The sequence below is a fragment of the Lactobacillus kitasatonis DSM 16761 = JCM 1039 genome (genome assembly GCF_000615285.1).
Taxonomy (GTDB): Bacteria; Bacillota; Bacilli; order Lactobacillales; family Lactobacillaceae; genus Lactobacillus; species Lactobacillus kitasatonis.
Genome location: NZ_BALU01000003.1, coordinates 158,134 through 169,708 on the forward strand (window position 1 = coordinate 158,134; position 11,575 = coordinate 169,708).

At 35.7% G+C, this 11,575-nt stretch carries 11 protein-coding genes and 2 pseudogenes; 8 read left to right on the plus strand and 5 right to left on the minus strand.

All coding sequences use genetic code 11. The features are described 5' to 3' along the window. Nucleotides 1-8 precede the first annotated feature (8 nt). The 4 genes and pseudogenes from mvk (at nucleotide 9) to fni (ending at nucleotide 4,039) form a co-directional block, all read left to right on the plus strand. A pseudogene (gene mvk, locus JCM1039_RS10515) lies at nucleotides 9-916 on the plus strand (mevalonate kinase). Beyond that, complete coding sequence (mvaD, locus tag JCM1039_RS03215; protein WP_025014634.1) at nucleotides 916-1,881, plus strand: diphosphomevalonate decarboxylase; 966 nt, start codon at nucleotides 916-918, stop codon at nucleotides 1,879-1,881. The pseudogene mvk and the gene mvaD overlap by 1 nt, the downstream one beginning before the upstream one ends. 42 nt (nucleotides 1,882-1,923) lie before the next feature. Beyond that, nucleotides 1,924-3,006 carry a phosphomevalonate kinase gene (locus tag JCM1039_RS03220; protein WP_025014635.1) on the plus strand — a complete coding sequence of 361 codons (1,083 nt, stop codon included), beginning with the start codon at nucleotides 1,924-1,926 and terminating at the stop codon, nucleotides 3,004-3,006. Nucleotides 3,007-3,022: 16 nt separating this feature from the next. Beyond that, on the plus strand, nucleotides 3,023-4,039 hold the full coding sequence (gene fni, locus JCM1039_RS03225) for a type 2 isopentenyl-diphosphate Delta-isomerase (protein ID WP_025014636.1): 1,017 nt from the start codon (nucleotides 3,023-3,025) through the stop codon (nucleotides 4,037-4,039). On the opposite strand, the gene JCM1039_RS03230 is transcribed toward fni, so the two are convergent. Further along, nucleotides 4,036-4,875 (minus strand): MurR/RpiR family transcriptional regulator, encoded by an 840-nt coding sequence (locus JCM1039_RS03230; protein WP_025014637.1) that lies wholly within the window; start codon nucleotides 4,873-4,875, stop codon nucleotides 4,036-4,038. The genes fni and JCM1039_RS03230 overlap by 4 nt on opposite strands. A 242-nt stretch (nucleotides 4,876-5,117) precedes the next feature. Between JCM1039_RS03230 and JCM1039_RS10520 the strand changes: the two genes are divergently transcribed. Together JCM1039_RS10520 and JCM1039_RS03240 are read left to right on the plus strand one after the other, a co-directional pair. Beyond that, nucleotides 5,118-5,612, plus strand: a complete 495-nt coding sequence (locus JCM1039_RS10520; protein ID WP_244438035.1) for a ribose-5-phosphate isomerase A — start codon at nucleotides 5,118-5,120, stop codon at nucleotides 5,610-5,612. 88 nt (nucleotides 5,613-5,700) lie between these two features. Further along, nucleotides 5,701-6,690 carry a Gfo/Idh/MocA family protein gene (locus tag JCM1039_RS03240; protein ID WP_025014638.1) on the plus strand — a complete coding sequence of 330 codons (990 nt, stop codon included), beginning with the start codon at nucleotides 5,701-5,703 and terminating at the stop codon, nucleotides 6,688-6,690. Between the two features lie 72 nt (nucleotides 6,691-6,762). Here the strand turns inward: JCM1039_RS03240 and JCM1039_RS03245 are convergent, their stop codons facing one another. The 4 genes and pseudogenes from JCM1039_RS03245 to JCM1039_RS03260 all read right to left on the minus strand — a co-directional run bounded on the left by JCM1039_RS03245 (nucleotide 6,763) and on the right by JCM1039_RS03260 (nucleotide 10,632). After that, nucleotides 6,763-7,554, minus strand: a complete 792-nt coding sequence (locus JCM1039_RS03245) for a Cof-type HAD-IIB family hydrolase (RefSeq protein WP_025014639.1) — start codon at nucleotides 7,552-7,554, stop codon at nucleotides 6,763-6,765. Then, the gene (locus JCM1039_RS03250; RefSeq protein WP_025014640.1) at nucleotides 7,551-8,933 is read right to left on the minus strand and encodes an RsmB/NOP family class I SAM-dependent RNA methyltransferase; all 1,383 of its coding nucleotides are present in this window, start codon (nucleotides 8,931-8,933) and stop codon (nucleotides 7,551-7,553) included. The genes JCM1039_RS03245 and JCM1039_RS03250 overlap by 4 nt, the downstream gene beginning before the upstream one ends. Beyond that, nucleotides 8,908-9,890, minus strand: a pseudogene (locus JCM1039_RS10525) (ABC transporter permease). The gene JCM1039_RS03250 and the pseudogene JCM1039_RS10525 overlap by 26 nt, the downstream one beginning before the upstream one ends. Next, entirely contained in the window at nucleotides 9,880-10,632 is a 753-nt protein-coding gene (locus JCM1039_RS03260; protein ID WP_025014641.1) for a hypothetical protein, read from the minus strand. Before JCM1039_RS03260 ends, JCM1039_RS10525 begins: the two are co-directional and overlap by 11 nt. An 87-nt stretch (nucleotides 10,633-10,719) precedes the next feature. Between JCM1039_RS03260 and lepB the strand changes: the two genes are divergently transcribed. Together lepB and JCM1039_RS03270 are read left to right on the plus strand one after the other, a co-directional pair. Continuing rightward, nucleotides 10,720-11,286, plus strand: coding sequence for a signal peptidase I (gene lepB, locus JCM1039_RS03265; RefSeq protein ID WP_025014642.1), 567 nt, complete (start codon nucleotides 10,720-10,722; stop codon nucleotides 11,284-11,286). 63 nt (nucleotides 11,287-11,349) lie between these two features. Then, complete coding sequence (locus JCM1039_RS03270) at nucleotides 11,350-11,541, plus strand: LBP_cg2779 family protein (RefSeq protein WP_025014643.1); 192 nt, start codon at nucleotides 11,350-11,352, stop codon at nucleotides 11,539-11,541. Nucleotides 11,542-11,575: the final 34 nt, after the last annotated feature.

Sequence of the window (11,575 nt, forward strand, 5' to 3'; positions counted from 1 at the left end):
ATTAAATAATGAAGTGTAGTTTTTTAGCTCACGGAAAAGTGATTATTATAGGTGAACATTCTGTCGTTTATGGTTATGATGCTCTAGCAATGCCAATCAAAGCTTTGTATATTAGAACCACTGTCGAAGATTCTGATCAAATGTGGATGGATACTGCACGCTACCATGGCCCATTTTTTGATGCACCAGATGAATACGATGGCCTTAAATATGTTGTTAAAACGATGCGTGAAAAGGCTCAAAATACGAAGCCTTTAAAAATCACTTATACTGGCGAAATTCCGATGGAACGTGGTTTTGGCTCTAGTGCTACCGTTGCGCTTGGTACGACAAAAGCATTAAATCAATTTTTCGATTTAAACTTAACTGAAAAAGAAATCATGCAGTAACTAACCATGCCGAAATGATTAACCACGGCAAAGCCTCAGGTCTTGATGCAGCCACTGTTAATTCAGACTACTTAGTCTTTTTCAATAAAAAAATGGGTCCTAAGATGCTTAAGGCAAAACTTGGCGCTACCCTTTTAATTATGGATACGGGACAACTAGGCAATACAAAGGAAGCTGTAACTCAAGTAAGATCACTATTAGATCAATCTGAAACAGCCAAAAACAATATGAAACGCCTAGGTGAATTAGCCGATTTAACCAAAGAAGTTTGGCTTAAACAAGATAGTTTGACAGTTGGTAAAATTTTTAATGAAGCTCAAGAAATTTTGCATTCATTCAACATCTCTACTGACAGAATTGATCAACTGCAAAAAATTGCTCTAGCAAATGGTGCCTTAGGTTTTAAACTTTCTGGTGGCGGCTTAGGCGGCATTACTATCACACTATGTAAAAATAAAGAAATTGCTACTAATATTGCAGAGAAATGTAAAGATATTATTAGTGGTAGCTGGATCGAGGAAATTTAATGACAAAAACTGCACGAGCACATACCAATATTGCCTTAATCAAATACTGGGGTAAAAAAGATGCTGCTTTAAGAATCCCATTGATGTCAAGCTTATCGATGACGCTTGATGCTTTTTACACCGATACAACTATTGAAAAAACTACAGGTTCAAGTGAATTCTATTTAAATGGTAAAAAGCAAACTCCTGCTAATAGTAAGCGCGTTTTTGCCTATATCAAAAAGTTGCAACAAAGATTCGATTTAAAGGAAGAAAATCTTGTAGTTAAATCTACTAATCACGTACCAACTTCTGCAGGCCTTGCTTCTTCAAGTTCTGCTTTTGCGGCTCTAGCTGCAGCTTTTTGTGCTTTTTATAATATTAACGCAGATAAAACTCTATTATCACGTTTGGCTAGAATTGGCTCAGGATCTGCAAGTCGCTCTATTTTTGGTGGCTTTTCAATTTGGCAAAAAGGTGATTCAGATGAGACTTCATATGCATATGTTTTAGATGAACATCCTCAAATGGACTTGCACCTTCTAGCAATTGAATTAGACACTAAACAAAAAAAGATTTCATCAACTCGCGGGATGAAAGATGCACAATCTTCCCCATTCTTTAAGCCATGGATCGCACGGAATGAATCTGAATTAAAACAGATGATTGCAGCTATAAAAAATGATGACTTTACTGCTCTAGGTAAATTAGCTGAACTCAATGCCAATGAAATGCATGCAATTAATTTAACCGCACAACCAGAGTTCACTTATTTTGAACCTGATACTATTCGCGCTATAAAATTAATAGAAACTTTACGCGACAAAGGTATTGAATGCTACTATACTATTGATGCTGGTCCCAACATTAAAGTACTCTGTCAGTTAAGAAATATAAAAGAAATCATTGAAAACTTTGAGTCAGAATTCAATAATGTTAAGATAGTGAGTGCAAGTTTTGGTCCTGGAGTTACTTATTCGGATTAATTTGTACATAGAAAGTTAGATAGATTCGAGGATTTAGTTCTTTTGATAACAGAAAAAGCACCTGGAAAATTATATATTGCCGGAGAATATGCAGTTTTAGAGCAGGATTGTCCTGCCGTTTTAGTAGCAGTAAATCAGTTTGTACGTGTTTCCATCACGAAAAGTGAGACTACTACAGGTTTGATCCATTCTAAGCAGTATTCACAAGATTCTATTCATTGGGTTCGCAAGGGCTCTAAGATGGTAATCGACAATCGTGATAATCCATTCGAGTATATTTTGTCTGCAATTTTCTTTACAGAACAATACTGTATTGAGCAAAACATCAAGATGAAAATATACGATCTGCATGTTAATTCAGATTTGGATTCTGCTGATGGTAAGAAATATGGTTTAGGTTCTAGCGCCGCTGTTACTGTAGCCACTGTTAAGGCTATTTTACATTTTTATGGCGTAGAGATGAGCAATGAACTTGTTTATAAGCTTTCAGCCATCTCCCACTATTCAGTCCAAGGCAATGGATCCGCAGGAGATATCGCTGCTAGTGTTTACGGTGGTTGGCTTGCTTACCAAACCTTCGACAAGACTTGGCTTAAGCACGAACTTGATAAGAAGACATTATCTGAAGTAGTCAATGAAGCCTGGCCTGGTTTAAAGATTCAATTGCTTAATCCACCTAAGGATATGAAGTTAATGATCGGCTGGAGTCAGAAGCCAGCTTCTACTTCACGTTTAGTTGACGAAACCAACGCTAACAAGGCTGCTTTAAATATGGAATACAAGAATTTCTTAGCTGCTTCTAGAGCTTGTGTTTTAAAAATGATCGCCGGCTTTGAAGCAAACGATATTTCATTGATTAAAAAGCAAATTCGTGCTAACCGTAAATTATTGCAACACTTTGCTAAGATCAACCAAATCGCAATTGAAATTCCACGTTTATCTCAATTAATTAAGATCGCAGAAGATTTCGGTGGAGCTGCTAAGACTTCTGGCGCAGGCAATGGTGATTGTGGTATCGTCATCACTGATTCTAATACTGACGTTGCTGCTCTTGAGAGCGAATGGCGTCATAATGGTATTTTGCCTTTAAATTTTAGAGTTCACCAAATTAGTTTGACTCGCTAACGGAGAATTAATTTATATGTCAATTAGATCCGAAAGAAAAGAAGAACATCTGAAATTAGCTCAGATGTTTTTTAATAAGCAAAAATACAATAGTTTTGATCAATTACATTTACTTCGCCCTGCTTTGCCTGAAACCAAAGTTGATACTCAAACATTAGGTGTAGAGATGTTTAAAAAACGCGTCTCTGCGCCTTTTTTTATCAATGCAATGACTGGTGGTTCACAGAAATCTAAGGCCGTGAACAAGGCATTAGGACATGTAGCGGCTAAAGAGAATATTGCTTTTGCATTAGGTTCGGCTAGTATCCTTGCTAAAGAGAAAAATCAACTGGATAGTTTTTATGTAGCTAGAGAAGAAGATCCCGATGGTGTTTTAATAGTTAATGTTAACCCAGAAACGCCTATTGATGCTACTAAACGAATTATTCATGAACTAAAAGCAGATGCTTTGCAAACTCACCTTAATACGGTCCAAGAAATTGCCATGCCTGAAGGTGATCGCAACTTTTTATGGCTAGATCATATTAAAGAAATGCATGAGCAAATTGATATTCCAATTATTATCAAAGAAGTCGGTTTTGGACTAGACGCAGCAACCATTCATACTTTGAAAAACATTGGAATCCAATACTTTGATATTGCTGGTAGCGGTGGTACAAATTTTGCTCAAATTGAAAATGCTCGCAACTCTAGGGACGTCTCATACTTAGAAGATATCGGCCTTCCTACAGTTGTTTCAGCATTAATGGCAAAAAAAGAAGACGTCAGCTTTATTGTCTCAGGTGGCGTACGCAATCCTTTAGACGTACTAAAAGGATTAGCACTAGGCGGACAATATGTTGGCATCTCCAATGTCTTTTTACAAGAATATAATCAAAATGGTACTGAAGGCTTAGAGAAGTTAATTTCTGCTTGGAAAAACGAATTAGCAGGCTTAATTGCAGTTTACGGTCAAAGTAGTTTAGCATCCCTACCTCAAATCAAAAAGTATTATGATTTACCCTTAAAAAGCCAAATCGACCAATTGCTCTAAATTTTTTGACTAGAGATAATCTCTTCATGCTTTTTAATATGTTCGATTCTTTCATCATTCTGTGAAATTAACAATAAGAAAATAGCTTCAATCATTGTAAAGGCAGCAACTCTTGAAAAATAATATTGCGTTTGCAGTACTGTTTGTCTTACCGCTGTTTGTAAATGATAATCTGCTTGTAACGCAATAGGTGAATCTGCTCTGTTAGTGATGGCAATTACTTTAATCCCCTGCTCTTTAGCAACTTTGATTTGTTTAAGCAGTGCTGCTGATTCACCCGAATTAGAAATCACGAGTAAACAATCTTGAGCATTCAAATTCATGCTTTGCGCAATCGCTGTTTCTACATTGCCACCTGAAGCCATTGCCAAAATACCGATTTGATTAAATTTATAAACAGCATCCTCAGCTACAGGATATGTATCCCCTTCTGCTGAGACCTGAACTATTTTACTATTAGTTAATAAATCAAGTACTTTCTTTAGTACTTGACTATCAATATTATTCAAAGTAGCTTCTATTTCTGCTACCTTATTATCACCAATCTGTTTCAATGCAGTTTGTAAGTCATCCTTTGCAATTTTTTGTAAAGAATGGCTTTTTTCATTGCCAGAAACTTGAGCTAATTGAATTTTTAAATCATGGAAACCAGTTAAGCCTAGATTATGGCAAAAACGTGTAACTGAAGCCCCACTTACTGCAGCAATTTTAGCTAGTTCAGAAATTGTACTATTTACGATCTTTTCTGGATCAGCCAAAACTTGCTTAGCAACCCTTTGATCACTTTGTGACATGGCTGGCAATTCGCTATAAATTTTGTCGATTATTGTTGTCATGTTGTTCACTTCCTAACTAAAGAGTATATCATTTGTAAATAATTTTCACATAAATTTTAAAAATGTAAATATTTTTATTGACTGTAAATCGTTTTCATAATATTATTATCTATGTAAATTAATTACAAAAGCAATTAACTAATGAAAATAATTTACGAGACGTTCCTTATTACTACGATTAGTGAACTAGCATTAAGCAAAATAAAAAATGGCATGACCGTTAGCTAGGTGGTGGCCACAATGTGTTCAATCTAACTCAGGCGATTAGACATGCACAATTAGATATTCAACTTTGTTCTCCTTCAGAACTAACCAGACTAAATTGCCAAGCAATTGGATTGCAAGTTGACTCCTTAGAGACTATTGGTCACATTGATTTAGCTTTCGATGGCTGCGACAGTGTTGATTATCATTTCAACGCTCTAAAAAGTGGCGGCGGTATTCATTTATATGAAAAAATAGCTGCCCAGATGAGTGACGAATACGTATTATTGTTACCTGCTGAGAGAATTCAAAAAGAACTATCAAATAAGGTTCCTTTATGTATTGAAATTGCTCCACCAGTAGTAAAACAAGTAATCAAGACTGGTGAGTCTATGGACTTAAAAATGGAAATTTGTCAAGGCACTAAAGTAGCTGCTTTAGCTAGAAGTCCGCAAGGCAATTTACTCGTAGATGCATTTTCTTCTACATGGAATGACATCGATAAGATCGTCTCTAACAAAATGGCGTGGTAGCTAACTCCTATTTCAAAGACTTGGTTACTTTGCTAATTACTACAAATGAAAATAATGAAGCAATTGAATTAAAGAAAGGTGATTTAAAATGACAAAATATAACTGGGGAATGATTGGTACAGGTTGGATCGCACATGAAATGGCCGATGCATTAAATACTGTTAACGGCGAAGTTTACGCAGTAGCAGATGTTAACAAAGAAATGCTTAAGAAATTTGCGGCAGAAAAGCACATTAAGAAAATTTATACTGACCCTGATAAAATGATTGCCGATCCTAATATCGATATCATTTACATTGCTACTCCACATACCTTCCACTACGAATACATCAAGAAGGCTTTGAATGCTGGTAAACATGTCTTTTGTGAAAAAGCAATCACTGTTAATGCACGTCAATTTGATGAAGTAGACAAGTTAGCTAAAGAAAAAGGTTTAATTTTAACCGAAGGATTTACCCTTTATCACATGCCTATTTATAAAAAGGTAACTGATTTAATCCAGGCTGGTAAATTAGGTCAGATTAAAATGATTCAAGTTAACTTTGGTTCCTTAAAAGATTACGATCCAAAGAATCGTTTTTTTAACAAGGATTTAGCTGGTGGTGCTTTGCTCGATATCGGTGGCTATGCAACTGCTTTTGCTAGAACATTCTTAGACGAAAGTCCTGAAAGCATCCTTACTACAGTAAAGTTCTTTGAAACTGGTGTAGATGAACAATCAGGCATCATTATGAAGAATACCAAAGATCAAATGGTAGTTATGGCATTGTCTATGAGAGCTAAGCAACCTAAACGTGGTGTTGTCTCAGGTACTAAAGGTTATGTTGAAATTAATCAATACCCTCGTGCTACTGAAGCAGATATTACTTATACTGCTAGTGCTCATGAAGAAAAGCATGACAAGATGACCGTTGGTGACAGCGACAAGGCCTTAGAATACGAAGTTCAAGACATGCAAAGATACATCGATCAAGGTCATGACGATGGTCAACTTCAAATGTCCCATGATATCGCCCACATTTTGACTAGCGTGAGAACTTCATGGGGTATGAAATATCCTTTCGATGATGAAAAATAATTAGCCAACATAAATTTAAAAACAGCAGATGTTAAGCCATCTACTGTTTTATTTTACATAATCAAAAATATTTTAATCTAGATCAAGTAAACGTAGAATTTCTTTTTGCACTGCATTCTCATTACTTGACCCAATAATTTGATCAGCTGCCATTTTTGCTTCTTTTAATGCTGTAGCCGTCGCATAACTGCGTCCTGCATATTTAAGCATCCCTACATCATTGCCACTATCGCCAAAAGCAACCATCTCACCTGGCTTAATACCCAACTTTTTACTCAAATACTCAAGACCTACTGCCTTATTCATGCCCTTTGTTTGCATATCAATCGAATCAGCCGCACCAGAGACAAAGCCGATCTCAGGATATTTTTGCTTTAGTTGTTCTAACACTACTGGCATTTTATCTTCTGGAACAGTCAAACTAATTTTGAAAATACGATCATCAATTTCATCAAATGAATCTACTACTTCCAAATGTTCAACATATTTTTTCATTTCTTGAACATAAGCAGGATTATTACTCTTTTTGACGTATGCACTGACTAATCCCATTACAATTGCTGGATAATCATATTCATCCGTAATTGTAAGCAATGTTTGATACAAGTCATCACTCAAAGCATCAACATGCAAAATTTGTTTTCCTTGAGCTACTAGTGCGCCATTTTCAGCTACAAAGTAGATTTGATCGACCACATCAGGAAAACGTGTCATCAAATTGGCATATTGATTACCGCTTGCCACTACAAACTTGATATCGCGTTTACGCATTTCTTGAAATTCACGCTTAAAAAGTTCACGATCATAGTCTTTATCATCATTCAGCCATGTTCCATCCATGTCTGTCGCAATTAATTTAATCATTTTCTCAATCCCTTTGGATAAAAGTTCTTCAATACTTGATTACCGGCAATTTTACCAAAACTAAAAATCATATTCTTGTAGCTCACTAACACAAAACCACGTAAGTCGCTTTTTACCTTGATGGTTTCTCCATGCAAATAATCCTGGTATTCTTTATCATCAGCTAAATCAATAACTCGTTCTTGCTTTACTTGTCCTAAAACTTCAGCCAATTGATGTCCTGGTTCAAATCTCTTTTTCTTCAAAACACCAAGCTCTACGCCATTATTCAAAATGTGCAGTTTAGTTTTGCCAGTAAATTCAATCGCTGGGACAAAAACATGGTCATTGCTTACTAACGCCTTTTTACGCCAATCAGCTAATTCTTCAGGTAACTTAAATTTATCTATTACTTGGCCAACTAATTCCTGTTCATTCTTAGTTAAACGCAGCGTATCGCGCTTGTTTTTCTTGTTCTTACGCTTTTTCTTAGTGGCTTCTTCTACCTTGCCCGGCTTTTGTAAAATTGCCGCAAATTGACCTTCACCAACCCCATCTTGTGGCCAGAAACGCAAGGTCTTAACTAAATCAGGATTATCATTGCCCCAGTCGGAACGTCCTGTACTAATTCGATCATCTTTAATATGGCTATCTAAAATAGAAAAATCATATTCTTTAGTCAACCAATCAACGATTTTTTCATCTTCTTCTGGTGCAAAAGTACAAGTTGAATAAATTAAACGACCACCTGGTCTAAGCATTTTTACAGCTTCGTTTAAAATCATTTTTTGACGTTGCGCACAAGTCAATACATAGGTCTGTGACCAATAATCAATGGCTTCTGGATTCTTTCTAAACATCCCTTCTCCACTACATGGCGCATCAACCAAGATTACATCAAAAAAGTCTGGAAAAGCTTCTGCTAAATTCTCTGGTGTCTCATTTGTAACTAAAGCATTACTGATACCCCAGCGTTCAACGTTTTCACGTAAAATTCTAGCTCTTGATACTGAAATTTCGTTTGCGACCAGCAAGCCTTTATTTTTTAATTGTTCACCTAAAGCTGTAGTCTTACCACCTGGGGCAGCACAAAGATCCAAGACTTTTTCACCGGTTTTAACAGTACTAATGGCTGCAGGAAACATTGCTGCTGGATCTTGAGAATAGACATAGCCACTCACCCATTCTGAGTCTTCACCACTGATTTCTCCATAATAAGCATGATCAATTTCAGGTACTGGATTGTCCAAACTATATGAAATAGGCGTTTTATTTTTTAAAGTATTTACTCTAAAAGCTTTTTTACTATTTTCATCCATTGCAGAAAACATCTTTTCTGCTTGTTCATCACCAAGTAAATCGCGATATTTATCTTTAAAGTCTTTTGGCAGGTTTAACAATTTTTCTATCCTTTCTCACTAAGAAATAAACTGTCATGCAAAATGCAACAACAAAGATGATCCAACTAGCTATCAGCATAATAACAAGTGAACTATCTGCAGAATAAAAAGCATGGTATTTCAAAAAGATGTACGTAAAGATACCTAAAGCGCCCTCTATCAGAAATAAACGCACACTCTGATTGATTACCCAATTACGTAGTAAAACCCCATGTAAATGAGTTAATTTAGCTTGTCGCTTAATCAAAGTAGCAAGTAATACATTTCCACCAATACCAAATAACATTGCGCCAAGCAACATCAGAATATATGGCACAACTGACCAACGATCACGATGGTGTTTCTTTACAAAGGATGGCACATGCAATCGAGCATGATAATGTTGTGCAACTCTTTCAATGACATTAGGTGCACCATCAATTACTATGCGGTAATTTTTTAGTTGATCTTTGGCTGTTGGTTGATCAACCCAGTACTTAAATAATATTTATCCATTTCTACTTGGGGATAGTCTTTAAATTCGCCGATTACGGAGTAATAGTTTTGCCCCAAAACAACATATTTATTATTTTGTACATCTAACAAATTAACATTAGTTGCTGGCCCTAAAACTGCAAAAGAAACTTTACCCTTAAAATCATCTGGAGAAAAGTAGCGTCCCTCTTCTGTAGGCAGACTTTTAACTGTATGGTTAGCCCATACTAAAACCTGCTTTTTCTCATATTTACTATCAAGGTGTAGCTGTAATTGGTGATTTGCATAGTATTTATCTAAGTAGCGTAAAAATGAACTAATGCTTTCATTGTTACTAGTTCTAAAATAGCGTGTATTATTTGTTAGTCCATGTGCTTCAAGCAATTCATCCGCATGACCAGAGTCAATATTAGATAGCATCGTTCCCATTCCTAGGAATGCTAACAGTGGAATGAAAAGCAAAAAAATCTTTTTAAAATTCATTATCTATTTCAAATATCTGTTCATTAATAAAATCAAAACTCTTAAACGAATGGTTTATTTCAGCTAATTCTGGTGTTTTCTTAAGCCAAGAATGATCCCAAAACTCTTGAGAGTTCGTCGCACCATTTTGTTCTCCTATAAATAATAAGTGACTTGATTTATTATACTTCTGCCAAGCATTAACTGTCTCGATATCGCCTTGACCAAAATTAGGCGACCAAGAGCACAGAATCAAATCAACATCGCGATATTTTTCTATCGCCTGAGCAGCTGGCATATCCAGTACCTGATGAAATGGCTCTGAACCAGTTTTAGAAGTCTTAGCCCATTCTAAAGAATCTGTGCTAATTGTTTCAATTCCGGCTGCTTCCAGCGCTTTAGACCAATAAGCATTACCTGCCATAATTTCTAGTGCCTTATTGATAGCGAGCTTTTCTTTAATCAAATGCGCAGTTTTAAGATTGGCAACAGACCAGATGCCATATTCTAAAGACAAATATTGCCTACAATTATTAAATAAATTGTTAATTGTTGTTAGACTACTTCGCTTATTTTCACCAATTTCCATCAAAACATCTTCAAATTGATCTGGCAACAACCCCAACCTAGCTGGTGCTTCAGGTAATGGCTTTTTACTTTTGATGTAGTTATCAATTTGTTTTATCTCATTAACTTGATTATGAACAATATCATTGTCTATTTCTAGATCAAGTTGATTAAGTTTTGTTATATATTCTGTCATATCTTTACACCTACTTAATGATTTTAACATTCAAAGCACTAGAAATCAGTTATAATAAAAATAGTAGGTAAAATAAGGAGAATTTTTATGGCAGAAAATACCAAAAAGAGAAATGATGACGAGAGCATTAGTCGATTTGTTCTCGACATCATTATTATGTTTGCAATTTTGATGGGAATTTACTACTTTATTTTTAGCTTTTTCCTATCTAATGAAACAGTCTCAGGACCATCGATGCAACCTACTTTTGAAAATGGTGATCGTTTGATTGCGGTACGCCATTTCACTCCTAAGCGAAATGATATCGTGATTTTGAAAGCTCCGGATCAAAAAGGTGCGCTCTATATCAAGCGTGTAGTTGGTACTCCTGGTGATATGGTTACTTCTAAAAACGATAAGCTTTACATCAATGGTAAGCGTACACCTGAACCTTATTTAAACAACAGTTATGAAAGACAAGCTCATAAGCTCGGCGAGCTTTATACCAATAACTTCACTTTAAAAGAACGAGTGCCAAAGAATTCATATTTTGTAATGGGTGATCACAGAGATGTATCTAAAGACTCACGGTACTTCGGTTTTGTTAAACGAAGTGCTCTTGTTGGTAAAGTTGTCTTCCGTTATTGGCCATTCAACCAATGGAAAACATTTTAATTAGCTAAAAATTTTATTTTTATAGACAGTTTGGTTAAAATTGAAGTGTAAGGAGAAATAATTATGAATGAACAACAAGAAGAATTAACAGATGCAATTATTGATTTTCAAGTTAAGCACCATGTAAATGATACTGATTTGGCTTTTGCTAGCCACCTTTCAGTTGAAAAAGTTCACGCTATGAAAACTGGTGAAGGTTCATTCACTGCTGAAGAAGTTAACCAGCTCTACGATTACATGTCTGCCAATGCTTAATTAGTTATAGATGTATGAAAAAGCCTCATTCTCC

Coding starts and splice junctions, on each gene's coding strand:
- mvaD (WP_025014634.1), top strand. CDS start 916: ATGACAAAAACTGCACGAGCACATACCAATATTGCCTTAATCAAATAC.
- fni (WP_025014636.1), top strand. CDS start 3,023: ATGTCAATTAGATCCGAAAGAAAAGAAGAACATCTGAAATTAGCTCAG.
- JCM1039_RS03230 (WP_025014637.1), bottom strand. CDS start 4,875: ATGACAACAATAATCGACAAAATTTATAGCGAATTGCCAGCCATGTCA.
- JCM1039_RS03240 (WP_025014638.1), top strand. CDS start 5,701: ATGACAAAATATAACTGGGGAATGATTGGTACAGGTTGGATCGCACAT.
- JCM1039_RS03245 (WP_025014639.1), bottom strand. CDS start 7,554: ATGATTAAATTAATTGCGACAGACATGGATGGAACATGGCTGAATGAT.
- JCM1039_RS03260 (WP_025014641.1), bottom strand. CDS start 10,632: ATGACAGAATATATAACAAAACTTAATCAACTTGATCTAGAAATAGAC.
- lepB (WP_025014642.1), top strand. CDS start 10,720: ATGGCAGAAAATACCAAAAAGAGAAATGATGACGAGAGCATTAGTCGA.
- JCM1039_RS03270 (WP_025014643.1), top strand. CDS start 11,350: ATGAATGAACAACAAGAAGAATTAACAGATGCAATTATTGATTTTCAA.